The sequence below is a fragment of the Pseudomonas sp. F3-2 genome (assembly GCF_038804275.1).
Classification (GTDB): domain Bacteria; phylum Pseudomonadota; class Gammaproteobacteria; order Pseudomonadales; family Pseudomonadaceae; genus Aquipseudomonas.
This window is the reverse complement of record NZ_CP152388.1, coordinates 4522890-4547403: the sequence shown is the minus strand read 5'-3', so window position 1 is coordinate 4547403 and position 24514 is coordinate 4522890. Positions and strand designations below refer to the sequence as shown.

Sequence of the window (24514 nt, the reverse complement as noted above, 5' to 3'; positions counted from 1 at the left end):
TCATATAGCCATCAGGTGCTCGTATGCACACCAGCGTGCATGGGCAAGCAATCGGTCCTAATTCAGTAGTAGTAACAAGGAAGTACTAATGATCTTTACTCTCAATGCGCGCTATCACAGTGGATCGGCAAATTTCAATGGATTAGATGCCTACTACGGAGCCGATTCTTTGGGTGGATTCGCGGAGGCGTTGTGCATAACGACACACGCTATCGTCAACAAAGAAGTAAAAACCCAAACCCCTGCCACGTCTGGGTTTGATTTAAAGTTTAAAGAAGCGCATAGAGGCTCGTACATTCAGAAGTTTACGCTAGAGTTCACTGATGCTGAGGCGATTCGTGTCGTTAACCATCTAAGTGCGGCGGGGTTTATCGAACTGCTTAAGTTTCATCTTGGTAGTCCGCTTGGCCATAACCCTCAAATTGCTAATAGAGCTGCTCGGCGTTGGTTGCGAGACGATATGGATGATTCCGAAGAGTTGTTGGGGCGTTTGGATCGGCCATTAAGGCGAATTCACCATCCTGTGACTGGGCAAGGGTATCAAGTGACCTTGTTGAAGAGTCAGACGCCAATTCTTTCATTTAATGAAACAACTAATGATTACCTGACAGGTTCTGAGGTAAGTAATCGAGAGGAGGAATTGGAGTTGTCGGTAAGTCGATTTAATATCAGGACTGGGACAGGGCGCTTTGTGGAAGGTGATGAGACTGACTCTACAAGTTTTTCTCCTGTGCATGGTAGTTTGTCACAGCGATCTAAGATTATTTTAGCAGAAAATTTAACTGCTGGCGCTCGAGGGAGTGATGCGACGGTAAGAGTTGGAGTTCGTCGAGTGCTTGCTCGCGATGGTCGTACTAAGCACTTTATATTGCAGTCCGTAAATGAAGTATAACGCGCTATATGTTTCCATATTGCTATTGGTCGCAGTGTGGAGTTTGTACTTTGGAAACTTTCATGGTGCACTTTCTGATGTGCAAGGGGATTGGGGGACCTTCGGGGATTTTACTGGGGGAGTGGTTAACCCGCTTCTAAACTTTATAACAATCTATTTGCTAATTACGCAGTACCGCACGTCGCGTGAAGATATGTCCCGTGAACGTGAAGAAAGCGATGTTAAAGCATTCGAAGGTTCATTTTTTACTTTTACCACAATAGCATTGAATGAGTACCGAGACTTTGAGGTAACGATTTCTGGGGTGAGTTATAAGGCCGCAGAAGCGGTTAGCATGATTCAAAAGTATGTTGAAGCATCAAGGCTTCCCAAGAAGGCGTTAGCAGATTTGGATCGCGACTCTCACGATGTAATATATTCATTGGTTGCAGGGTTTTGTGTTGTATTCAGATTGATTCAGGATTCATGCCCTGCGAGAGCCAAGGAGAAGTATACCCAGACATTAAGTATGCTTTTACCGATAAAAGTAACCTATCTCTTATGTATATGCGATTCGTGCACTACGTGGGGAATGCTTGAGCACCCTAAGGCTCTTGGTTATTTCAATAAAGAGTCTGTCAAGATAGTGCATGACCACTATGTCACTGTAGCGTCGAAGTAGGGGGTTGGTTTTGTTGCTTGACAGGCTGGTGGATGCGAATTTGTTGGGAAGTTAAAGTGAAGGGTTGCTGGTTTTAGGTAACTATTGGAAGGGCTCCGTGGATTAAAGTCTGCGGGGCTTTTTCGTTTCTCGCCGTACTTGGAAGCTGTATGCACTAGTCTTTGGAATTCTTACCTTCGTATCTGCTCGGACGGGCATCAGACACGCACCCACTCGAAGTCGCTTTGTTCGTTCGTCACATTGGAGGGAGGTCGGATATGACTACCCGTTCGACGCACTATTGAAGCGTCTAAGGCATCTCGGCTGTGTTCTCATACCCCTGAAGGGGTTGGTCGCAATCAGGTTGTATCAATTTTATAGGGTGTCGACGCCGTGTCTCCTATGTTTTAGCTTTCAATGTTTAGTTAGCGGTATTGGAATGGTAAGCTTGTGTGAAAACCTGATGGCATTAGCCTCGGCGTTTTCATGTAGAATCATTTTTTAGTTATCTGATCGGCATTCGTCGAAAATACGCCTAGCCCCGTGGCACTTGCAAACAAATGTATCTACGTTTCACCCATGTGGTTGGCGCTGTGCGTGGGTGCTAACGGTGGGGATTATTATTTCTATTGATGTAACTTTTAAGATCAAATCAAGCAGGAAGGTCGTCTTTGTTCGGAGTATGTAGAAAGGATGATTGGTTCGGCTTTAAGCTAAATTTTAAGAGGGTATGAATGAAAGGTTCGTACAACCAAGACCGTTTCATGGGAGTGAAAATTAACTGTAGTGAAAGCACTCCGTCCAGAGTGAATATAATTGAGCCTCTTTATGTGATGATCTATAAGTCCAGCAAGCGTCTCAAACGGCCACTGGGCTTTCATGTTCGCGTCCGTTTCACCGCTAAGATGGATATGCGCTCCTTTGGTGCGCGTTTGGCTGGTCACTACAGTAGAAAGTATGGCTATCTTCCCTTGCGTGTAAGCGCGAGAGAGGACGACCCGCAAGACGGTGTTCATTATCATATGGCAGTTATTATAGACGGTAAGGTCAGTACAAAGCGGGGCTTGGCCAGATTGCTACACCAGCTACAGGAGAAAGGTTTTTTGAACGATTACAAGGTGATCACACCCAATGATTCGTGCTTTGGGTTGGCGCTTACATACGAGAGAGACATGGACAAATTTTTTGATTGGCTAAGCTACATCGGCAAAAACGAAACGAAATCGGAAGGTGTTCCGGCTGTCAGTACTTGTAAGGCTGTTAGGTCTGATTTGAAAGAGTGGGTTGCCAATGGCAAGCCAATGTTGACTGAAAGTACGTCTCCGCAATCGGCGTGTTCTCTTGTCTCTTCTGTGGCTCTTAGGACTGCTATTAATCAAGACCCTTTGGGTGAGGGAGGGGTTGGCCATTGGTGCGGCTTGTAGAGGCTTGTAGGGGCTTGTAGAGGCTTGTAGAGGCTTGTAGAGGCTTATAGAGGCTTAAAGAGGCTTAAAGAGGCTTTTGTGAGGGGTGGTGGCACCGGGGGCGAATGTGGGACTACTCGCGTGGGATGCCACATGGCAATGATGCTGTGCAGGAGGTATTAACACCTGCACGCTTCAAATCATCCATCTTTGGCAACTTCTGGCGGGAACGCCAAGCAGTTATTCAGGTATACACTCCAAACAAATTCTACTCTTCGGCACTGAAAGTATAGTTCCTGTCCTACATCAAAATTTGCCGCAAACTCCAGATTTGACTGTAAACCACCTACTTCCCACTTGTGGTTCACCAATTTCCAAGGCCACGCCTGATAATTGGCTAGTATCACCGTTGCCGCCGTATTGGTTCCTGAGTCGATGATTATGTTAGCATTGCCGTTATCAACGGTTATTTTGCTGATTTTTCCATGATAGACTTCCGGCTCGCTGAATTTCAATTGCGCGCGGGCTTGGTTTTGACGCCATTCTATAAATATTTGCTTGGTGTCTAACGCTTGACCGAAATTCCAGCCCGTGGTGTTCATCATCTCTTCAATACGTGTGTTGTAAATGCTTGACATTGTGTCATAGTCAATGGCGTTTGCAGTATCGATAAGTGTAGTTGATAGCAGGCCGACAAGTAAGGCCCGCGATACCAGTGACGGCCTGTTGATGGTGATAATACGATCCATGTAATTCATTTAAATTAAGTTTTCCATATTCATGTAAAAGGAAATTCAGGCAACTGACTTCTTGGCTCGCATTCCTGCTCGAAAAACAAGAACTGAAATGACAATCATCACCAGTAGTACGCAGCTACTGACTGCAAATAATTGCTGCACATTCCATATGAAGGAGAATTGCATCGCCGCGACCCCCGCTAAACCAGCGACCGGTATGCTCAGAATGGCCAAAAAGATTCCCAGATAAATTTTCATACGTTGCGCCCTTGGGTAGTCGTGGCTGATTGCCACGATCGACAGCAGAACATATCTGAAAATCAGATATCTGAAAAGCAGTTATAGGTTGTTAGGCTGTTTTCACCGGACAGCCCTATGCCTAAAGCCATTTACCGCCTCGAATACGAGTCCTTCCTCGCGATTTTGAGATCGCGCAGGCTTTCCGCAGGCTTGACCCAGAGTGAGTGTTCGCGAGCCCTCGGCCATCCCCAGTCGTTCATAAGCGATGTTGAGAGAGGGGTGCGACGTCTAGATATCATCCAAATCCGCGACCTATGTGCCGTGCTGCAATGCGATTTCATCGAGTTGATTCAGGAATTTGAAAGCCAGTTGAAAGTGAGGGGGTTTTAGTTTTTCTCGCGTCCGGACGATCCAAAATATTCGTCTGGACGCTATCTTCGCAATGCTGACGGTGGGGTGGGCGCTAACCTATCTCAGATTCGATGATGCAGAGCAAAGTAAGCCATGGGTTCTCAGTGGCTTTTGGATTAGCACAACCGGCGAAGTGGTCAAAGCTTCGCTGTGCGTCTGTTAATGCCTGTCTGCTCCGGCACTGCTTGCATTGAATGCCCCCATCTGTCAAAGCCCAGTTATGACCCCACTTAGCCAGTACCTCATTGCTAGTCATGCCCGTATCTTCCAATTGAACTGTATACAGCATAGTCGTGAGTCGCTATGAGTTGAAAGTTCAATTGAATACATCCAAATGGCTGTGGAGCGGCTGCCAGTCCTAGAGGTATCAGATCGCATCCACTGGGCTCATAAAACGACCGATAAATGATGCGGTAAAAACCATCCGAATTTGGTATCACAAAAATAGCCTTCGGTAATTTGTGATGCTATTATACATTGATACCACCTTAAATGATCCCAAGGAGTTCTGATGTCTCGTACTTTCCTTTATGCCCGTTGTTCAACCCAAGCGCAGTTCACTGAAAACCAAGTTCTAGAAGTAAAGTCCGCAGGCTTTGATGTCCAAGCCGGTCGGGTCATCGAGGAGATAGTCTCGGGTAGTGTTGCTGCCAACGAAAGGCCGGGGTTCCAAAAGCTGTTGGATCGTATGGAATCCTCGGACGTGCTGATTGTTACAAAGCTTGATCGTCTGGGACGCAACGCCATGGATGTACGGCAGACTGTTGAACAGCTTGCTCGGAATGGCATACGTGTTCATTGTCTTGCTTTGGGTGGTGTAGACCTGACGAGTGCGGCAGGGAAGATGACGATGCAAGTGCTGGGCGCTGTTGCTGAGTTCGAACGGGATTTGTTGATCGAGCGGACGCAGCAGGGGCTACAGCGTGCAAAAGCGGAAGGTAAGAAGCTCGGAAGACCAGCTGCAACATCCACAACCGCATCTGTCAAACGCCTGAGAATCGCAGGTATGACACAAGCTCAAGCGGCTGCGGAGTTGAAGCTAGGTATTGCTACCATTAAGCGCCATTGGAACAAGCCTTGAACGGGCTCAACTATTTCGGTGGCGTACACGCATGCCTAGAACGTTATGTTTGAATTCGAAATCTGCGCAGCGACAGTAGTTGCAAATTCAAATATTTCTGTAGTGACTGCCGTGACGTGATGATTGGTGTCAATTGCAATCCAGCTTGTGGAGTTGCCTACCATTAGCCCTTGGCTACACGTAAGTATCCGAGCGTCACCCCAGCTAAAATTTGATCCTAAATAATGTTTTGAGTCGACTATTACTCGAGATAGGCTTTGGCTTTGAGCGTAACCATTTGGTCCGCGCACCGAATGACCCCGAACAATAAAGAACCCGTTTTCAATGGTGTATCTTATTTTGACATTCATGTCGGGGGCAATGATGTCTGACGAGCGTGGGTTGCGAACACCATAGTCTCCGAAACTTAAGTTTGCTTTAGGGTTGGCCGAAACGAACCCTTTCCAAGCTAACATTTCTTTTCGAACCACAGTGTCGGACGAGTCCCTATCTTTAACCGCCTTCTCGATAGAGTCGGGAATGGAGCTTGCGGTCACCACTATTTCGTTAAAGCCAATACCTACAAGACTAAAATAGGATTCTGTAATTGTTTCTGTAATTTCAAGTATTGGTAGCTTGGTTACATCTCCAATATCAATAATGACCTTGGTGTCTGATCGTTCAATGTCAATCGAAGTGCAGATGTCATCAAGTATGCTTTCGAAGTGGTCAAACTCGGCCATATCCTCCAAGGCGATTTCGTCTAGGCGGATCACGAAATTAGCATTAGGTTGTAGAGACATATCCCTAATGCTTTGGCGATATTCCGGCGAATCCCACCTTGCGTAACCAACCACAGGATGTACCAGCACGCCAAGTGAGGCAAGGAGGCTGCTCATATACCCCAAGACGTGATGCCCACTCTCGGTAGTAAAGTCAACTTGCCATTGAGACGCATCAACTATGAGCGAACCACCTTTGAAGATCGCGGCGATGTTCTTTGCTTTATTATCCATCCAGTATTCATATGGCATACCGGAGTGCTTCGCAGCCGTTTCGTATTCCTTCTGAGAAATTTTCGGAATTTCTAAAATTGGAGTGCAACGATTTGTAACTGACGATGGCATATGTTTGAAGGCGTCGAATTCACCGCCTTTTGCCCGCACAACTGGATAATAATGCTGATTCATATCGAAGTACCTATGTGTTTTCGAAATGTTTCCGAACTTCGCCATGGCCGACAAGATCGGTAAATTGGTTGTAATTTCCAGTCTCCTTTCGGAGCCTTCCCGCAATTATTGCCGGATGTATCTTTAGTTCTCTCCCAAGGCTGATTATGTTGTCCCTATTTGGGTTCATACAGGCGTCTGAACTTTTCCATTTCGATCTAGGTATAAATGAATCACGCGCAATTCTGTTTGCTTCGGCTTCTCGTTTGTCGTCTGTTGAATGTTCTAGATCATCCAGAATGACTTCGTCTGGCGACTTTATGTGCTTCCATATATGTGCTAATTCGTGAGTTAGAGTAAACCAAAAGTTGTCAAGCCGGTCGTTTCTCAGTGTGAGTGCAATTATGGGAGTGCCGTCAGTATCCATCAATGCTGCCCCGTCAAGCATGGTGCCCTTGAGTTGAGGTTCAATAACTACTGAGATTCCAATGCTTCGTATTAAATCTACTGCTGCTTTGGGGCCTTGTGCATCCGGACTCAGTTGTACTACCTTTCTTATAAACGCTTCGTCTACAGATTTGTTGTTGTACGTCGTTATGTTTTCGGAAAGCTCACGGGATTTTTGTATTACACGGGCAAGCCATGCGTGCAATGTGTAAGTGGTAGTTTGAGTTAACGCATCGCCAGATAGGGTTCTTCTGAACGCAGCGTTTTCTGTCTGCAATCCGGCACTGCTTATAAAACTTCTAACTATGTCTTCAGCGGCCTGCTTTGATTTCTCTGTCGCATTCCTTATCCAGCCTCTGGTGATCATCTCTTTGATTGGGAATTTGGACCAGTCGATAGTGTGATCATCTTTTTTTGTTTCTATTCTCTCCAGCCCTACTAATACATCGGCCGAGATACCCAACCCGATTGAAAGTGCCCTAATCATTGGGACAGTTAGCGGTCTTTTACGGCTTAGTATCTCTGATACACGGCTGCGAGTTCCGAAATAAGGAACCAAGTCTGTTTGCCGTAATCCTTTCTCCGCCATTCTAAATAAAATTGCGTCGATAGGGTCGGGCGGTTCTACTGGGTATTTTTGAAGTTCATAGTTTTCAATGAGAACCGACAGCAACTCCAGTGTTTCACTTTCTTCGGTTCCGAGGTCAGGAAGCTTGTTAATAAGTTCCTGAACTTTTTCGAAGTATTCGAAATACTGTTGTTCAGTTTTGATAATCTTTGCTGTGGTTGTAGTCATCATTTTTTACTTAACTCTGTGATTATCGCAATTCCCTGTGCAAAAGCTATCTTCAATCCTAGTTGAATGCCGGTATCCTCTAGCGTGAAACAGTACATTCCATTTGATGTAGTTGTAACCGATGGGAATTGTTCGCAGACGTCAGCAGGTTGCTTCCAATTGGCATGATTTATCTCACTCACCCAGCTGGATAACCAACGATCAACGTGGTCGTCCGCACCTTTGAGCAGAGCTAATTTCTGTAGTCCTAACAGCTTCATAACCAATGCCGTGTTCCCATTTTGGGAACAATCTAGCGTCTGCGCTCATCGGCGTCAAGCTGTTGTTACCAAAATGGGAACATCGTTGGCCGGATCGTTCTACCTTGGCATCAAGCCACGCCTGCAAGTGCCGTGGGGCGGGGTGGTGTAAGGGGGGGGAAGGGGATTTGCTACCACCCTTTTTCTGGCCTAAAGGGGTGCTTTGGGTCCCCTTCACCGCGCATTGGAAACGCTATTCAAATCCACCCCATCGCTGATTTTGTCTGGGAGCGCCTGCCCATGTTTCGTGGCCGCGACCTGCACGCTGGGTAAAGCTGGTAGCCTGCCGAGAGCTGCCAGTTTTTGGCCTGCGGATGCACCTTGACTGTACACGTCGAACGTCACCAGCCCTGTCTCATGCCCAACCAGCTCTGCAATAAGCGTCCCCGGCACGCTAGCCCTGATAAGCTGAGTGATCATGGTGATCCTGATTGAATGAAATACGTGCTGTCGCCCGTATCCGAGCCGTGTCTTCAACCTGCCGAACTCCTTACCCAACGCTCCGGACCGGTCGCCGTACTTATTCATGCTGTCAGTGATGATCAGATATCCGTCCTTGGAGTCATCCACCAGCCGACTCACCAAATTGGTGATCGCTGGGTGAATGGGAACTCTGCAACCGTCTTACTATCAGGGATGTCGAGGCAGCGAACCCCGTCCACTTCTATGACATTTTCTGATCTGAGCGTGCAAAGCTCTTCAATTCTCGCACCCGTAAAGATGCAAAGTAATATGAGATCAGCGAGTGCCTTCCTCCCTTCAGCCATCGCTTCTGCATGCAGGTTTGCCAGCGCTTCGATGGTGTAGTCCTTCCGTCTCGCTTCGGCACGGTCCTTGCCTCGGACCCTGGGAAGGTCATGGTTCTCAAAAGGATTGGCCCGGTCCTTGTATTCTTCTCTCCAAAAGGTGTCGTGTTTGAGGGCCCATTTCCAGAAAACACTTCCTGCAAGGAGATACTGCGTCAGCGTCTTACTTGAGAGCTTTATTGATTCAAGCCAAGACGTGACTGCATCGTAATCTAGGGTCCGCCCAGTATCAGTTAGGAACGAAGACAGTTTTCTTAGCTTCGACTGTTGCTGGTCTATCGTTTTCAGCTCTACATTTCTAGCGATTCGGAATGTTCTAAATGCTTCCAGTCGAGTTTTGGTGATCGGCGATCTGGGTTTGTAGGTGCCATTGAGTAGCTCGATCAGGTCTTTTTGCTGTTCAGCCGTCAACTTATGCTTCTGGTTGAAGCGTTTTTCGATATCCGCTTTGAAAGCAAAATGCAACGCATCCTGAAAGTCAATCTCGCCCTGCAAGCCTCGTTCAGCAGCGGCTTCAATGGCTTTCTCAAGACGTGCTAATGCTTCTGGGTTCTTAGAAATCCACGTATCAATTTCGGATGCTGTTAGCGTTGACGGAATCGACGTTTTCCCAATGATTTCGAGCTTTTTGAGCCGTTTGCGTGCGTCTAGCTCTGCGACTGCGGCCTTGATGTTGTCCTGCCAGTCATCCGGCAGAGGTTTGCCGTCCCGAGCGATCTTTATCTGATTTTTCCATTTCGCCAAAATCGGCAAGCGTCGATCAAGCGCCTCTTTGTGTACGCCCGTCATCAACGACTGTGAAAGAATTCGGCGGTTACCGAACGCCTTCTGTACATCAGCAGGGATGGCGAGCCGGACGTGGTAGGTGCCGCCTTGCAGTTCGAGATTGTTTGCCATGCTATGCTGTCTGACTTGAATTGTACGTACCGATTGTACGTAAAATTCTGGTTTTTCCTAGATGGCAGAGCATTCATCGGGTTTTTTGATCGTGTTCGGCGAGTCCCTATCTCTCCGCCATTATTAAAAGCCCTATGAATCAATGAGTTATAAGGGTTGGAAAATGGCGATCTGTAGTAAGGTTTTTAGCAAAAAACCTGACCTACAAATCGCCATTTTTTTCGTCTGTCATTTGTCATTCCTGCTGCTCGTCCTGAGCGTCTTTGGCTACTAAGACTACCCTTTTCTGCTGATGTTCTGGTCCTTCTGGTGAGGCTCTGGGTCGAGACTGTGTGTAATTCTAGTCCAATGTGGCCAAAGCTGCGGGCACTTGTCCTCGTGGTTATGGGCTGAATCGTCTATTGAGTTCATCACGGGTCAGGCTTGAAATCGAACAAAAAGCCCTCACTTATTGTAATGGCCAGAGGCTACCAGTGCATGCCATTTTAGTAGCAAGTTGCATGTAACGACCCATAGGCTATATACCTACTGGCTATATAATGGATTTTGAGCGTCCCTATCTCTCCGCCATTACATATCAAGATGTTGTAGAAAATTAACTCTTAGGTGTCAGAGCGGGAAAATTGTGTTGTTCCTCTATGAACCCTCAAACAAACCCAGCCTTGTGCTGGGTTTGTTTGTGATGGGTGCATTTTGACAGATGAAAATGCGGCCAATAGGATTTCACGCCCTTATGCGCTCTAGCGCTTGTCACCCTTTATCGTGAGTTCATCTTCGGTCATTTGCTGCAGCGTTAGCCAACTCCATGAACTTCGCCAGATCGTGATTGAAACGCGCAGCTTCTTCCAGGAATGGGGCATGACCTGAGTTCTCATATATCGTCGTTTGGATATGAGCATTCAGCTGTTTGGCGCGGGCTATGCTGGGCTGCACTTGGACAAGCTCATCCTTTGCGCCATAAAGCACCAAGACAGGCACGCCCGCTTTCGGCAACCCCTCAGCGACAGAGACAGTCATTGAAGGCGTGGCGCGGGTCATCGTCCAGGAAGCCATGGAGGCGTTCGATAACAGCAGGTCGGATGTCGCTATGTCTGGTTGGGTATGGAAGCAGAGTGCAAGGAAAGTACGTACAGCTTGCAGATGGGTCTTCAGATCGTCAGACGCCAGGCCGGCATACACATCGGGGTGGGAAGTAATCAGCGCAGCGTTAAGTTCGATTACACCGTCGACATACATGACGCCACCGATACCAGCGTCACCATAAGCGGCAAGGTAATTAGACATTACCACGCCGCCCAATGACCAGCCGACCAATACCGGACGGTTGCTGCCCGTTGCCTTGATCACCGCATTCAAATCATCGGCATACCGGCGCCCGTCGGTGTATGCATCCACATTTGTGGGCATATCGGAGAGACCATGGCCGCGCAGGTCATAGGTGACCATCCGGAAGCGTTGAAGCTCGGGACTGCTCGTCTGCCTTTCCCAATTTAGCCGACTACCGAGCAAGCCATGAATGAAGATAACGGTGAGGCCGTTGGGGTTTCCTGATTCCTGCACCGCGAGTTTGACCCCATCCGGTGCCGTCACTGTGTAGTTCTTGTCTGCCGCCATCGTAATTGACGAGAGGCCTGCTAACAACGCGACGAGCCAAGCGCGACGTAACAGCAGGGTAAGAGGATAGAGATTCATGATTGCTTCCAGACTCAAGGGTTGAGACGAGAAGCCTAGATAGGTGGTGTAGGACGGTCTATGATCAAAGAGGTTGATCTAATGATCATTCGTCCAGCGGCGCGGCTTTTTTTATGCAAACCTCCTCCAACGAGCTGATCAGCCAATTGCTGATTGGCATGCGTCTCTACGGCGTTCGATTTCGCCGAATAGAAATCCCTGACGCTTTAGGGGTTGGGTTCTGCAACGAAATAGGACGAGCACAATTTCATTTCGTCGCACGTGGGCCAGTCTGGCTACGCGGTCCGAGCGCGTATCTGCATCGGCTAGATACGGGGGATGCGGTTCTTATCCCCCGTGGAGGGCCCCATGCGATGGTGTTCGCTGAAGATACGCTTAGTTCAGATGTAAAGCCGCTTGTCTTGGACGCTGCAATTGAGGATAAACGCCGCGAACAGGTCTTCGTCGATGAGAAGAACTCACAGCAAGATGTGATTATTTTCAGCTGCTGCATGGAGCTGGAGCTTGGCGGGATGCAGCCTCTTGTCGCTGCGATGCCGGAGGTTTTGCTAGTAAGCACGCTCCTTGAGACATCACCCGAGATCCGCCCCTTGCTTGACGCAATGGAGCGGGAATCACTGACACTTCAACCTGGGCACATGGGCATTTTGGCGCGCCTCGCCGAAGTGGTTGCCGCGCTCATCGTACGAAGCTGGGTGGCAGACGGATGCGGTAGCGCCACGGGTTGGTTGAGTGCGCTACAAGATCCCCAACTCGGCCGGGCTATTCTCATGATGCATCAGCATCCCGGTCAAAATTGGACAGTGGCAACGCTTGCGAACGAAGCTAATCAATCGCGCTCCGTTTTTGCACAGCGTTTTCTTCTGGCGACAGGCGTTTCTCCACTTCGATATCTGACAGACTTGAGAATGCGTTTGGCTTTTCTAAGTTTGAGCCGAGAGCGTCAACCTGTCGAAACCGTCGCCAGCCAACTGGGGTACGGCTCATTGGCCGCGTTTAGCCGTGCTTTCAAACGGTCGGTGGGTTTGTCTCCAGGTGCTGTCCGTGCCACGAACACCGTAACTGATTGAAAAAGCCAGAATATCTTGATTACCCTGACGCCACCTATGCGGCAACAACACTTCGTTTTCACCTGCCCGTCGCGTAGGTAGGCGCGTGAGAAGGTCTTTCAGATAGGCGTAAGAATCACGCCCATCCAGTCGCGCAGATGGATCAAGCTCATGATCGCCGCAGCTCGTTTCCGGAACATCGCCGTTCACGAATACCAGACCCTCCAACTGCCCATCACAGTCGCCATCATCACTCAGCACCTTGACGATTTCACACGCTTCACCCGCGCGATTCTTCTTAAGGATCTTCGCTGATCACTTCTTCCCAACGCACCTCGCCCAGACCGTATCGCTTTGCGTGTCTGACCAGCGTCACGAGTTCGTCTTGCCCGGCGGGCGCGTTGTGCAGCACGCCGATGCCTGCGTGCAGGCACGCGTAATGCCAGGCGTCCGCCTCGCTCAGGTCGTGGTCCGGCTGCAGAAAGTCTGACGGCCTTCCGTTGATGCTGTAGTGAATTCGGTAAACCCGCAGGACTCGCATTGATATCTCCGTTTGATATCAATGCGACTTCAGTGGCCTATCGCCAGTTCCATTGAGCACTGCGTTTTCGAAGGTTAGTTTCTGACGCCAGAAATGACGCCTGCCTGCGCTGCAAAACCTATTGAACTCGGGCACAACGGCGGTGTTTTACAAGGGGTAATCGACCAATTCGGCGGGCGTTGTGATGCAGAAGTCATGCGTATTTCAGATGGGTTTGCTGATGTCTTTTTCGCTGTGTGTAATGGCCGACGATGATTTTTCGAGTCTGGACGATCGTTACGTCGCTCGTTGTAAGTGGGGTCGCAGTGTCGCGGGGCTGGCTCAGGAGAACATGTTGTCGGGCCATTCTCGCCGGGATTTTCTGGTGAGCTTCGACAACGTCGCCCATCCGGAACCGTGGATGCCTCGGATGACGAGGGCAATCGGCGACAACGTGTACAAGGCCAACTCTGACCAGCCTGTTTCGGTCGTTCAGGAACGCTACATGAGTGACTGCCTCCAGTATTACCTTGCCAAATAAGATCGCGCGCGGCATGTGGCGTTTACCGAGTGACCGCCAGGTGCCGTGCGTTTCCAGCTGACAACGGTTTCACTGTTCAACCTCCCTTTCTCTGGCCATCATTTCGCAATCGGGACAGTGACAAAATGTCGCAATCGTCCTCAGGCGAGTAAGATAGGCACCCTGATTTTCACCTCCCCATTTCTTCGGACGGATCCTGCGTCGAGCGTCGTGCAATACCGACCTCCGGGGCATCCTTTCGATCACGAATTGATAGAGCAAACAGAGAAAAGGCGATCACCGAAAATGACCAAGACCTCGCGACCTTTATACATTTCCTACGCAGGCCCTTCGTTGCTGGAAATGCCGCTGCTCAACAAGGGCAGCGCATTCACGCCGCAGGAGCGTATCGATTTCAATCTGGTCGGCCTCTTGCCGCAGAACGTTGAGACCATCGAAGAGCAAGTGACTCGGGTCTACAACCAGTACCAGCAGTGCGCAAGTGATCTGGACAAGCACATTTACCTGCGTTCGATCCAGGACAACAACGAGACACTGTTCTTCCGCCTGCTGGATTCGCACCTGGACGAGATGCTGCCGATCATCTACACCCCGACCGTGGGTCAGGCGTGTCAGGAATTCTCCAAGATCTACCGCACTCATCGCGGCCTGTTCATTTCCTACCCTGAGCGTGATCGCATCGACGACATCCTGCGCAGTGCCACGAAAGATCGCATCAAGATCATCGTGGTGACTGACAGCGAGCGTATCCTCGGTCTGGGCGATCAGGGCATCGGCGGCATGGGCATCCCGATCGGCAAATTGTCGCTGTACACCGCGTGCGGTGGTATCAGCCCGGCGTACACGCTGCCGATCGTGCTGGATGTGGGCACCAACAACCAAGAGCTGCTGGATGACCCGATGTACATGGGCTGGCGCCACCAGCGCGTGACCGGCAAGGAGTATGAGGACTTCATCGCGCTGTTCATCGAGGCTGTTCAGCGTCGCTGGCCGGATGTGTTGCTGCAGTTCGAAGACTTCGCCCAGACTAACGCCATGCCGTTGCTGGAGAAATACCGCGACGAGCTGTGCTGCTTCAACGACGACATCCAGGGCACCGCATCGGTGGCGGTGGGCACGCTGCTCGCCGCTTGCAAGGCCAAGAACGAGACCCTGGGTCAGCAGCGCGTGGTGTTCCTGGGCGCAGGATCGGCAGGCTGTGGCATTGCGGAGCACATCATCGCCGCGATGGTGATTGAAGGCCTCAGCGAAGCCGAAGCGCGCAAACGCGTGATGATGGTCGATCGTTTCGGCCTGCTCACCGACAGCATGGACAACCTGCTGGACTTCCAGAAAAACCTGGCACAAAAGGCGACAGATGTTGCCGGCTGGTCGAGCGGCGAGGGCTATCCGGGCCTGCTGGAAGTGGTCAGTCACGGCAAGCCGACCGTGCTGATCGGCGTGTCGGGTCAGCGTGGTCTGTTCACCGAAGAAGTCATCCGCGAAATGCACAAACACTGCGCCAAGCCGCTGGTGATGCCACTGTCTAACCCGACTTCGAAGGTGGAAGTCACCCCGCAGGAAGTGCTGACCTGGACCAACGGCGATGCCCTCGTCGCCACCGGTAGTCCGTTTGCGCCGGTGACGGTGGGCGATCGCACTTTCCACATCGCGCAGTGCAACAACTCCTACATTTTCCCGGGCATCGGCCTGGGTGTGGTCGCGGCGAAAGCCACGCGCATCACCGACAAAATGCTGATGGCAGCGTCCAATGCGCTGGCCGAATGCTCGCCGATGGTCACCGGTAAAGGTGACGCCGTCTTGCCGCCGCTCAAGGAAATCCAGCAGGTCAGCAAGAAGATCGCACTGGCCGTGGCCAAGCAGGCGCAGGCTGAAGGCGTGGCGCTGGAAACCACCGAGGAAATGCTGGTGGAGGCGATCGAGCGCAACTTCTGGATGCCGAACTACCGCAGCTACCGTCGCAGCGCCGTGTAAGCGGCCTTTCTGACTCGCGGGCACATTGAGCCTGCGCTGAAAGCGTTGCGACGTATCGAGAGACCGCCCATGGCAACATGCGGCGGTCTTTTGTTTTGTCACGAAAGACTTCAGGATGACCCTTCGATAACAACAAAAACATCGATGAGGGACCCATGCAGACGGACAGTGTGCTGTACGACTACATCATTGTTGGCGCAGGCCCGGCCGGGTGTCTGCTGGCCAATCGACTGTCACAGAATCCATCCCATCGTGTATTGCTGCTCGAGGCAGGCGGCCAGGACAACTATGCCTGGATACATGTGCCGGTTGGCTACCTTTACTGCATCGGCAACCCGCGCACCGACTGGTGCTTCAAGACCGAAGCCGAACCAGGGCTGGGCGGGCGGGCATTGAACTACCCGCGAGGCAAGGTGTTGGGCGGCTGCTCGTCGATCAACGGGATGATCTACATGCGTGGCCAGGCGCGGGATTACGACGAGTGGGCGGCGCAGGGCAACAAGGGGTGGGGCTGGCAGGATGTGCTGCCAGTTTTCAAGCGTTCGGAAAACCATTACGCCGGCGGCTCTGACGTGCATGGTGCGCAGGGCGAGTGGCGCGTCGAGCAGCAGCGCCTGTCCTGGGCATTGCTGGACGCCTTCCGCGAGGCGGCGGCGCAGACCGGCATTCCCTCGATTCCGGACTTCAATGGCGGAGACAACGAAGGTTGCAGCTACTTTCAAGTGAATCAGCGTCGCGGTGTGCGCTGGAACGCCTCCAAGGCGTTTTTGCGGCCGGTCCTGCAACGGCCCAACCTGACCGTGCTCACTGGCGCCGAAGTGTCGCGCATCGAATTCGACAAGGGGCGCGCCAGTGCTGTCGTAGCCAGCATCGGCAAGCAACTGCGCACGTTGCGAAGCCGGCGAGAGATCATTTTGTGCTGCGGATCAATCGGCTCACCGATGGTGCTCCAGCGTTCAGGCATCGGCCCGCGCGCCTTGCTGGAGAAGTTGGGCATTGACGTTCGCCTTGAGTTGCCCGGCGTTGGCACGAACCTTCAGGACCACCTGCAATTGCGGCTGATCTACAAGGTCAGCAACGGCCACACCCTCAATCAGATGGCGGGCAGTCTGTGGGGCAAGATGAACATGGGCCTGCGCTACGCGCTCAACCGCAGCGGACCGCTGGCAATGGCGCCGAGTCAGTTGGGCGCCTTCGCCCGCTCCGGGCCGGAGCAAGCCACGGCTAACCTTGAGTACCACGTCCAGCCATTGTCCCTGGAACGCTTCGGCGAGCCGCTGCATGGATTTCCGGCGTTCACGGCGTCCGTGTGTGACCTGCGTCCACAGAGCCGCGGAACCGTGGAGATCCGTTCCGCGCTGGCCGATGCGGCGCCTGTTATCCGCCCGCGTTACCTGAGCCACGAAACCGACCTGAAAGTCGCTGCGGACGCGATTCGCCTTACTCGCCGCATCGCCCGCGCGCCCGCTCTGGCGAGCTTCGAGCCCGTTGAATATCTGCCCGGCGCCAGCCTGCAGACAGACGAGCAGTTGCGTGAAGCGGCCAGCCTGATTGGCACTACCATCTTCCACCCGGTGGGCACCTGCAAGATGGGGCAGGGGCGTGACGCCGTCGTTGACGAACGTCTGCGCGTGCACGGCGTGCCCGGCTTGCGAGTGGTTGATGCGTCGATCATGCCGACGATCACATCGGGCAACACCTGCTCACCCACGGTGATGATTGCCGAGAAAGCGGCGCAGATGATCATCGAGGATGCGCTGACCGACGAGCAGACCGTGTCGGCGGGCATCGTCGCTGCACCTGAACGACCCGCCCATTCCCTGTAGTCGCCTATCCGTCGCCGGGCGATGCGGCCGTCGTTTTCTGCGCGCTCGGCGGGCAGCTTCAGGTGCCCGCCACGACACCCGGCCGGCCGTGACTGCGAACTGTTCGTCCCTGAAAAAATGCCTGCACTCGAAAGAATATTCAGCCGCACCATTTGTTCTCATCCTTTTCACAAAAAATTGATGGCTCGCTGCCTAAAGTTTGCAACGTCGAAAGAGCCTTATTTGTGGGTTCGACGTTCTCACTTCACCTAAAGCAGATTCCCATGCTCAAAGTAAAAGCTGTTCGTCCTGAGCTCGTGACCGTGCTCGCCAGTGTCTTTTTGTTGGTCGCTTTTAACCTGACACTCTGGCAGCACTTGTTTTCCATTACCAATTTTGATGGTAAGGGGCTCTTGTTGCGTGGCGCTTTTGCGGTCATGGTGTTCTGTGCCTTCAATATATTTTTGACCCTGTTTGCGTTCAAAAGAGTATTAAAGCCGGTATTGATTGTTTTATTCATGATCAGTGCGGGCGTCACCTATTTCATGAGCCAATATGGCGTGCTGATTGATTCGGGCATGTTTCGTAACTTCGCCGAAACCAATGCGACCGAAGTGCGTGATCTGCTGTCGCTGAAGTTTGGGGCGTACCTGCTGTTTCTCGGCGTGTTACCGTCGCTCGTCATCTACAGACTGCCGGTCAATTACCGCCGCTGGACCCGTGAACTGGTCAGCAAGGCCTTGGTTGCCGTGGCGTGCGCCGGCGTGATCGGTGGCGTCGCGCTGATGAACTATCAAGGGCTTTCTTCGCTGTTTCGCAACCACCATGAACTGCGCTTGATGGTCGTGCCGAGCAACTACATCGGTGCATCCATCGGTTACCTCGGGGAGCAGGTGAAGTCGGCTCAGCGTCCTTTTGTCAGTATCGGTCAGGATGCGAAACTGGCCAGCGACTGGCAGGAACACAAGCGCAAATCCCTTACCGTGCTGGTCGTTGGTGAAAGTGCCCGCGCCGAGAACTTCGGCATTCTGGGCTATAGCCGCGATACGACGCCGCAGTTGAAGAAAGAACGTGGCTTGCTGACGTTCACCGATGTGCACTCCTGCGGTACCGAAACCGCCGTCTCAGTGCCCTGCATGTTCTCCAACATGGGCCGCAAGGACTACGATGCCAGTGCCGCGAAGAATGAGGAGGGCATGCTCGATGTGCTCAAACGCGCCGGTCTGGATGTCGTCTGGCGCGACAACCAGTCGGGCTGCAAAGGCACTTGCGATCGCGTGACGCTGCAGGACGTCAGTAACCTGAAAGACCCGGTGTTGTGCTCGAACAATGAATGCCGCGATGAAATCCTGTTGCAGGGCTTGCAGAGTTTCATCGACAACCTGAGCAAAGACACGGTGCTCGTGTTGCACCAGATGGGCAGCCATGGTCCTGAATACTTCAAGCGCTACCCTAAAGAGTTCGAGAAGTTTACGCCGGTGTGTGAAAGTAACGCGCTGAATAATTGCACGCGGGAAAGTATCGTTAATGGCTACGACAATACGCTGTTGTACACCGATCACGTATTGGCGTCCCTGATCGATATCTTGCGCACCAATCAGAATAAAGTGGACACGGCGATGGTGTATCTGTCCGATCACGGCGAGTCGCTGGGCGAGTACAACCTGTTCCTGCATGGCACACCTTACATGCTGGCGCCCGATCAACAAAAGCATGTGCCGATGATTGCCTGGTTCTCCGATAATTATCAGCAATCCTTCGCCGTTAATACCCATTGTTTGCAGAAAGAACGCGACACCCCGTTGAGTCAGGACAACTTGTTCCACTCGATGCTGGGCCTGTTGAAAGTGAATACCAGCGTTTATAACCCGGCGCTGGATATGTTTGCCGGCTGCCGGGGAATTTATACGGATGGGGTACTGGCCAATGAATGACCAGGCGAGCGATCCTTCCCGCATGCAACACTGTGAGCGGCCATCCGAGCCTGGACTGGCACGCCGTCTGAGTTTGTGGCGCAATGCGCAACTGGCCCGCCGAGCGTTGCGCGATGCCGGTGAGCCGGGGCTGGTGCTTGACCTGCCGGCCGGTTCCGGGCGTTTCTGGCCGGTGCTGGCCGAGCATGCCAATCGCGTGATTCTGGCCGCGGACCCGTCTGTGGATACGCTGCAACGGGCCGAAGCGCAGTCTTCGGAGGAGGTGCGCAGGCGCGTGCGAACTTTCCAAAGTTCGGCCTTTGCCATTGATCTTTCGGCGAACGCTGTCGACTGCATCTTTTGCATGCGACTGTTCCATCATCTGGCCGACGGCGATAAACGCGCCGAAGTGCTCGACGAGTTCCACCGGGTGACCCGTGATACGGCCATCGTATCGATATGGGTCGATGGCAACCTAAAAGCGTGGCGCCGCAACCGTCAGCTACGAAGCCAGCACGATGTGGCTGTTCCCCCACGGAACCGGTTCGTCGTGTGCCGCAGCGAAATAGAGTCAGAATTTGCGCGGGCGGGTTTCCAGATAGTCGACCATCACGACTTCTTCCCAGGCTACGGGTTGCGACGCGTCTACATCCTGCGCAAGCAGGGTGGATGATCCGATGGACGGTCGCCATTACGCGCTCGATCGAGAAACATCGAACATGAAGTTGTTCGAGACTTGCAGGACGGATGCCCGGTAAACGCTTTCAGCGATATATACTGCGCGCCATTCTTCAAGGGAGAGCCGTGTGGCCATCGATATTCACTGGATTCGCGACGACGACAGCCTCGCCCAACATTGCGCTCAGTGGCAGACGCTGCCGTTCGTAGCGCTCGACACCGAATTCATGCGCGTCGACACCTTCTATCCCATTGCCGGCCTGTTGCAGATCGGCGATGGTTCGCGGGCCTTTCTGATTGACCCGTTGCTGATCAACGAGTGGAAACCGCTTGCCGAGCTTCTGGAAAATACCGACGTCATCAAAGTCGTTCATGCCTGCAGTGAGGACCTGGAAGTTCTTCTGCGCCTGACCGGGAGCCTGCCGGCGCCGTTGTTCGATACTCAGCTGGCCGCTGCTTATCTGAACCTCGGGTTCTCCATGGGTTATTCGCGTCTGGTGCAGGAAGTGCTGAACATCGAGCTGCCCAAGGGCGAAACCCGTTCAGACTGGCTGCAGCGTCCGCTGTCGGACACTCAGATCAGCTATGCCGCCGAAGATGCCGTGCACCTGGCCGAGGTCTACAGCCTGCTTCGCCCGCGCCTGTCCGAAGAAAAGTATGCCTGGGTGCTGGAGGACGGCGCCGAGCTGGTCGCCAACCTGCGCCGCGAAACCGATCCCTATCAGGTTTACCGCGAGGCCAAGCTGGCGTGGAAGCTGTCCCGGGCACAACTGGCAGTGCTGCGTGAACTGTGCGCCTGGCGTGAGCAGCAGGCGCGTCTGCGCAATCAGCCGCGCAACCGGGTCCTGCGCGAACAGTCGCTGTGGCCGCTGGCCAAGACCCAGCCGGATAATCTCGCCGCGCTGGCAAAAATTGAAGACATGCATCCCAAGACCGTGCGTCAGGATGGCGAGTTTCTGCTCGACCTGATCAAGAAAGCCGGCAGCGTGTCACCCGATCTGTGGCCGCCCGCTTTGCCCGAGCCGCTGCCGATCGAAGCTTCGAATGTGCTCAAGAGCCTGCGCGCCATTGGCCAGCAGCAAGCCGAACGCCTGGACATGGCGCCGGAGCTGATGCTGCGCAAGAAGACCCTCGAAGCATTGCTCAAGACCGGTTTCCCTGACGGTCCCTATCAACTGCCCGATTCGCTGCGTGGCTGGCGCCGCGAATTGATGGGCCAGATGCTGCTCGACAGCCTGGCCAACGCCGGAGAACAGCCTTGAAACGTATTTGCTCCATCTACCGCAGCCCGCGCAAGAACGAAATGTACCTCTACGTGCTCAAGAGCGATGCGCTGGAGCGCGTCCCGGTCGAGTTGCTGAGCGCTTTCGGCAAGCCGCAGCACGCTTTCGATCTGGTCCTGACGCCTGAGCGCACCCTGGCCCGCGAAGACATTCACACCGTACTGGCCAACCTCGAGAAGCAGGGTTATCACCTGCAGATGCCGCCGGCCGAGGACGAATACATCGAGCATTTGCCCGAAGAGCTATTACGTCGCAACGACCCGGTCTGACCGATTTCCACCCTGCAATTCATCGCAGGGGTACACCGGACCGCAGCGCGGCGCGACTGGCTGCCACTGATCATCAAGGCAGCCGGTTTCGCATCGTGCGGTCGCATGTCCTGTTTATTCGAGTTTTAATCCATGCGCGTTCTGATCGCCGAACACGATTACGTTATTTACACCGAACTGCTGCGCAAAGCCGCTCCCGAGATCGAAGTCCTGAGCAGCGGCGACTCCGCCGAACTGTCGAAAATGGCCGCTCAGACGCCGATCTGGCTGGGTCAGCCTGATCTGCTGGCCAATCTGCTGCGCCAGGGCCACAAACCCAAATGGCTGCAATCCACCTGGGCAGGGATCACGCCGCTGCTGGCGGCCGGCCTGAATCGCGAGTATCGGCTTACCCGCGCCGTCGGCATTTTCGGGCAGGTCATGGCCGAGTTCGTGCTGACCTACATGCTGATTCACGAGCGCGAAGTGTTGGCGCGTCTGGTCAGTCAGGTCGAGCGCAAGTGGGATGATCGTCCGAGCCAGAGTCTGGCGGGGCGCAAGGCGCTGATCGTCGGCACTGGCGATGTCGGTGTCAGCGTCGCCCGGTTTCTGCAGCCCTTTGGCGTCGAAGTCTACGGTGTAGCGTCCAGCGCCCGGACCCAGGCGCCGTTCGTCGAAGTCGGTACGCTGAGCGATCTGCCGCGCCTGGTGGGAGAGGTCGACTTTGTCATCAACCTGCTGCCAAACACGCCGCAGACCCACGACGTCTACGACGCCAGCCTGTTCAGTCACTTCAAGCCCTCGGCGCTGTTCATCAACGTCGGGCGAGGCGTAGCGGTGGTCGACGCCGATCTGGTCAATGCGCTGAAAGAGGGTCATCTGGCGGGCGCGGTGATCGACGTGTGCCGTCAGGAGCCGCTGCCGCAACGCCATCCTTTCTGGACGGCGTGGGGGCTGCTGCTCACGGGCCACAGCTCCGGGCCCACCTCGCCGGTGGCGATGACCCGGTTATTCGTCGAGAACCTCAAGGCCTACGGCGCAGGCGAAGCACTGCGCGGCGAAGTGGATTTCGTGAAGGGCTATTGATGCGGCGACGGACTGTCGACGGTCGGCCAGACCCGGACAAACGCGCTGCTGGGTCTGCCCGGACGCCGTCTTACAGCGTGAAATCCCCTTCAGCGGCCAGTTCGGCCAGCGGGCGGCGTGGGCTCGGGGTTTCGCGTGCTTGCAAGTATTCGGCGAGCGTCGCTTTGTCCCCCAGTTTGCCGATCGCCACTGCGGCGTGCAGCGCGTAGCCTTCGGGGATTTTCAGCTCCTTGCGAGTCAGTTCCTGATCGAAACCGGCCATGCCGTGGGTGTGCCAGCCGCTCAGGCTTGCTTGCAGCGCCAGGTGGCCCCATGCCGATCCGGTGTCGAAAGTGTGCCAGAGCGCGGGCGTTTCTTCGCTGGCGCCGGGCGCTGTGAAAGTGGTCTTGGAAATAATGATCACCAGCGCCGACGCGTGCTGCGCCCAGCCGCGGTTGAACTCGTTGAGCAGGCCAAGGAAACGCTCCCAGTTCGGGGTGTCGCGACGGGCGTACAAAAAGCGCCACGGTTGCGAGTTATAAGCCGAAGGCGCCCAGCGCGCGGCTTCGAAAAAGCTCAGCAGGGTTTCCTGCGGAATGCTTTCACCGGTAAAGGCGCGAGGCGACCATCGATCGGTGAACTGCGGGTGAATGGCGTAATCGGCAACGCGTGGGTTGGCGCTCATGTATGTCTGATCCTGAAGAGTTGAGTAAACCGCCAGCCGCTGAACGGCCGGGGTGAGAACAATCAGATGGGCCGTTGACGGCAGGCATCGTCGAAACCGAGGTGATGCGCGATCACCGGCTTTGCAGGGAGCCAGTGAGGGCCTAAAGCTACTGCGCCACAGGGCAGCTGACAAGCCTGCGCCCTGTTTGCGGCGCCGCTGGCGGGACCGACAGTCGCCAAGGCTTGGCCCGGCTGCCATGTAGCTCTAGACTGGCGACCTTTTCATCGCCCGAAAGCAGTTCTCGCAGCCATCATGACCGCAAAAGTCGAACCGTTCTGGACACGCAAAACCCTCGCTCAACTCGATCCGGTCGAGTGGGAGTCGCTGTGTGACGGCTGTGGATTGTGCTGCCTGCAGAAGCTGGAGGACGAGGACGACGGCAGCGTCTACTACACGCGTATCGCCTGCAAACTGCTGGATCTGCAGACGTGCCAGTGCACCGATTACCCGAATCGCCGCACGTGGGTGCCGGACTGCATTCAGTTGACGCCGGGTCAGGCCGATGAATTCAAATGGCTGCCCCCGACCTGTGGTTATCGGCTGGTCAGCGAAGGCAAGGATTTGCCGCATTGGCACCATCTGGTGTGCGGTGACCGCGATCAGGTTCACAAAGAGGGGATTTCCCAGTCAGGGCGCATGCTCAGCGAAAAGAGCGTGGCCGAGGACGACTGGGAGGATTATCTGATTTTCCGCGCCGGTTGATCCTGACGCATCACCTGGCAGCAGCCAGCGGTTGTGTCCGAAGCCTAGACTTCAGACACGCACCGCTGACGCCTGGCTGACCCGGACACTGCGCCTGTCAGTCACCGCGTCGACAGCTCGTCAGCCTGGCTCAGACGCCTTTCGGCCCTTTGACGGCGTCGATGCTCTGAACCACGGCTTCTTCTGCAGCGACTTCGGCTTTGGTCTTGAGTTTGCTCAGTTCGGCGCCGGCTTCATGGATCCGGGCACGGGCCACGTCCATTTCGCTGCGGCTTTTGTCCAGCAGGGCTTTGGCTGAGCAATGGCCGGTGATGCCTCGCGCCAGCACCGCACCGCCAATGGCCAACTGCACCAGACCGAAAATCCCGCCCCGGCGCAGGCCTTTGCCCATCATCAGCACACCGCCGGCCAGCGAGCCGATGCGCTCCCAGCCCTGGACGTTCTGTTGTGGGTAATCATGCAAAGGACGTTCGATGCGTTCAATGATCGGGGTGTCGCTCATGATGCGTTCTCCATGAAG

General features: G+C 53.8%; 25 protein-coding genes and 2 pseudogenes. 16 read left to right on the top strand and 11 right to left on the bottom strand.

The genetic code is table 11. From position 1 onward, the window contains the following. Positions 1-88: 88 nt before the first annotated feature. From AAGQ88_RS20395 to AAGQ88_RS20385, 3 genes are all read left to right on the top strand, one after another. Entirely contained in the window at positions 89-892 is an 804-nt protein-coding gene (locus AAGQ88_RS20395; RefSeq protein WP_342653411.1) for a hypothetical protein, read from the top strand. Then, on the top strand, positions 882-1553 hold the full coding sequence (locus AAGQ88_RS20390) for a hypothetical protein (protein WP_342653410.1): 672 nt from the start codon (positions 882-884) through the stop codon (positions 1551-1553). Before AAGQ88_RS20395 ends, AAGQ88_RS20390 begins: the two co-directional genes overlap by 11 nt. Before the next feature lie 713 nt (positions 1554-2266). After that, positions 2267-2956, top strand: coding sequence for a hypothetical protein (locus AAGQ88_RS20385; RefSeq protein ID WP_342653409.1), 690 nt, complete (start codon positions 2267-2269; stop codon positions 2954-2956). Between the two features lie 179 nt (positions 2957-3135). Here the strand turns inward: AAGQ88_RS20385 and AAGQ88_RS20380 are convergent, their stop codons facing one another. Both AAGQ88_RS20380 and AAGQ88_RS20375 read right to left on the bottom strand, forming a co-directional pair. Continuing rightward, on the bottom strand, positions 3136-3684 hold the full coding sequence (locus AAGQ88_RS20380; RefSeq protein ID WP_342653408.1) for a hypothetical protein: 549 nt from the start codon (positions 3682-3684) through the stop codon (positions 3136-3138). Positions 3685-3729: 45 nt separating this feature from the next. Beyond that, the gene (locus AAGQ88_RS20375) at positions 3730-3930 is read right to left on the bottom strand and encodes a hypothetical protein (RefSeq protein ID WP_342653407.1); all 201 of its coding nucleotides are present in this window, start codon (positions 3928-3930) and stop codon (positions 3730-3732) included. 117 nt (positions 3931-4047) lie between these two features. Between AAGQ88_RS20375 and AAGQ88_RS20370 the strand changes: the two genes are divergently transcribed. Both AAGQ88_RS20370 and AAGQ88_RS20365 read left to right on the top strand, forming a co-directional pair. After that, the gene (locus tag AAGQ88_RS20370) at positions 4048-4302 is read left to right on the top strand and encodes a helix-turn-helix transcriptional regulator (protein ID WP_342653406.1); all 255 of its coding nucleotides are present in this window, start codon (positions 4048-4050) and stop codon (positions 4300-4302) included. A 532-nt stretch (positions 4303-4834) separates the two neighbouring features. Further along, the gene (locus AAGQ88_RS20365; RefSeq protein WP_342653405.1) at positions 4835-5404 is read left to right on the top strand and encodes a recombinase family protein; all 570 of its coding nucleotides are present in this window, start codon (positions 4835-4837) and stop codon (positions 5402-5404) included. Between the two features lie 35 nt (positions 5405-5439). Here AAGQ88_RS20365 and AAGQ88_RS20360 read toward each other — a convergent pair whose 3' ends face one another. From AAGQ88_RS20360 to AAGQ88_RS20340, 5 genes are all read right to left on the bottom strand, one after another. Continuing rightward, positions 5440-6573 (bottom strand): beta family protein, encoded by a 1134-nt coding sequence (locus AAGQ88_RS20360; protein WP_342653404.1) that lies wholly within the window; start codon positions 6571-6573, stop codon positions 5440-5442. 10 nt (positions 6574-6583) lie between these two features. After that, the gene (locus tag AAGQ88_RS20355; RefSeq protein WP_342653403.1) at positions 6584-7798 is read right to left on the bottom strand and encodes an ImmA/IrrE family metallo-endopeptidase; all 1215 of its coding nucleotides are present in this window, start codon (positions 7796-7798) and stop codon (positions 6584-6586) included. 470 nt (positions 7799-8268) lie between these two features. Then, positions 8269-8664 (bottom strand): hypothetical protein, encoded by a 396-nt coding sequence (locus tag AAGQ88_RS20350; RefSeq protein ID WP_342653402.1) that lies wholly within the window; start codon positions 8662-8664, stop codon positions 8269-8271. Positions 8665-8672: 8 nt separating this feature from the next. After that, positions 8673-9797, bottom strand: coding sequence for a DUF6538 domain-containing protein (locus tag AAGQ88_RS20345; RefSeq protein WP_342653401.1), 1125 nt, complete (start codon positions 9795-9797; stop codon positions 8673-8675). Between the two features lie 768 nt (positions 9798-10565). Then, positions 10566-11489 (bottom strand): alpha/beta hydrolase, encoded by a 924-nt coding sequence (locus AAGQ88_RS20340; protein ID WP_342653400.1) that lies wholly within the window; start codon positions 11487-11489, stop codon positions 10566-10568. Between the two features lie 113 nt (positions 11490-11602). Between AAGQ88_RS20340 and AAGQ88_RS20335 the strand changes: the two genes are divergently transcribed. Further along, the gene (locus AAGQ88_RS20335; RefSeq protein ID WP_342653399.1) at positions 11603-12559 is read left to right on the top strand and encodes an AraC family transcriptional regulator; all 957 of its coding nucleotides are present in this window, start codon (positions 11603-11605) and stop codon (positions 12557-12559) included. A gap of 30 nt (positions 12560-12589) precedes the next feature. Here AAGQ88_RS20335 and AAGQ88_RS20330 read toward each other — a convergent pair. Then, positions 12590-12729 (bottom strand): annotated as a pseudogene (locus tag AAGQ88_RS20330) (transposase domain-containing protein); the annotation flags it as partial. On the opposite strand from AAGQ88_RS20330, the pseudogene AAGQ88_RS20325 reads away from it, so the two are divergent. After that, positions 12728-12853, top strand: a pseudogene (locus AAGQ88_RS20325) (HepT-like ribonuclease domain-containing protein); the annotation flags it as partial. The pseudogenes AAGQ88_RS20330 and AAGQ88_RS20325 overlap by 2 nt on opposite strands. Here the strand turns inward: AAGQ88_RS20325 and AAGQ88_RS20320 are convergent. After that, entirely contained in the window at positions 12837-13079 is a 243-nt protein-coding gene (locus tag AAGQ88_RS20320; protein ID WP_342653398.1) for a DUF6555 family protein, read from the bottom strand. The pseudogene AAGQ88_RS20325 and the gene AAGQ88_RS20320 overlap by 17 nt on opposite strands. Positions 13080-13299: 220 nt before the next feature. Between AAGQ88_RS20320 and AAGQ88_RS20315 the strand changes: the two genes are divergently transcribed. The 8 genes from AAGQ88_RS20315 (at position 13300) to AAGQ88_RS20280 (ending at position 22586) form a co-directional block, all read left to right on the top strand. Next, positions 13300-13599 (top strand): hypothetical protein, encoded by a 300-nt coding sequence (locus AAGQ88_RS20315; RefSeq protein WP_285422321.1) that lies wholly within the window; start codon positions 13300-13302, stop codon positions 13597-13599. A 285-nt stretch (positions 13600-13884) separates the two neighbouring features. After that, complete coding sequence (locus AAGQ88_RS20310) at positions 13885-15573, top strand: NAD-dependent malic enzyme (protein ID WP_342653397.1); 1689 nt, start codon at positions 13885-13887, stop codon at positions 15571-15573. Between the two features lie 155 nt (positions 15574-15728). Continuing rightward, positions 15729-17399: a GMC family oxidoreductase N-terminal domain-containing protein gene (locus AAGQ88_RS20305; RefSeq protein ID WP_342653396.1), complete on the top strand. Its 1671-nt coding sequence runs from the start codon at positions 15729-15731 to the stop codon at positions 17397-17399. A gap of 263 nt (positions 17400-17662) precedes the next feature. Beyond that, positions 17663-19312, top strand: a complete 1650-nt coding sequence (locus tag AAGQ88_RS20300) for a phosphoethanolamine--lipid A transferase (RefSeq protein WP_342653395.1) — start codon at positions 17663-17665, stop codon at positions 19310-19312. Then, the gene (locus AAGQ88_RS20295; protein ID WP_342653394.1) at positions 19305-19964 is read left to right on the top strand and encodes a class I SAM-dependent methyltransferase; all 660 of its coding nucleotides are present in this window, start codon (positions 19305-19307) and stop codon (positions 19962-19964) included. Before AAGQ88_RS20300 ends, AAGQ88_RS20295 begins: the two co-directional genes overlap by 8 nt. Positions 19965-20097: 133 nt before the next feature. Continuing rightward, on the top strand, positions 20098-21231 hold the full coding sequence (gene rnd, locus AAGQ88_RS20290) for a ribonuclease D (RefSeq protein WP_342653393.1): 1134 nt from the start codon (positions 20098-20100) through the stop codon (positions 21229-21231). Then, positions 21228-21521 carry a YcgL domain-containing protein gene (locus AAGQ88_RS20285; RefSeq protein WP_093463565.1) on the top strand — a complete coding sequence of 98 codons (294 nt, stop codon included), beginning with the start codon at positions 21228-21230 and terminating at the stop codon, positions 21519-21521. The genes rnd and AAGQ88_RS20285 overlap by 4 nt, the downstream gene beginning before the upstream one ends. Before the next feature lie 132 nt (positions 21522-21653). Continuing rightward, positions 21654-22586, top strand: a complete 933-nt coding sequence (locus tag AAGQ88_RS20280; protein WP_342653392.1) for a D-2-hydroxyacid dehydrogenase — start codon at positions 21654-21656, stop codon at positions 22584-22586. 70 nt (positions 22587-22656) lie between these two features. On the opposite strand, the gene AAGQ88_RS20275 is transcribed toward AAGQ88_RS20280, so the two are convergent. Continuing rightward, positions 22657-23250 (bottom strand): nitroreductase family protein, encoded by a 594-nt coding sequence (locus AAGQ88_RS20275; RefSeq protein ID WP_285422315.1) that lies wholly within the window; start codon positions 23248-23250, stop codon positions 22657-22659. A 294-nt stretch (positions 23251-23544) separates the two neighbouring features. Between AAGQ88_RS20275 and AAGQ88_RS20270 the strand changes: the two genes are divergently transcribed. After that, positions 23545-23994 carry a YcgN family cysteine cluster protein gene (locus AAGQ88_RS20270; protein WP_342653391.1) on the top strand — a complete coding sequence of 150 codons (450 nt, stop codon included), beginning with the start codon at positions 23545-23547 and terminating at the stop codon, positions 23992-23994. A 130-nt stretch (positions 23995-24124) separates the two neighbouring features. Here the strand turns inward: AAGQ88_RS20270 and AAGQ88_RS20265 are convergent, their stop codons facing one another. Continuing rightward, positions 24125-24496, bottom strand: a complete 372-nt coding sequence (locus tag AAGQ88_RS20265) for a DUF2892 domain-containing protein (protein WP_342653390.1) — start codon at positions 24494-24496, stop codon at positions 24125-24127. Positions 24497-24514 lie beyond the last annotated feature (18 nt).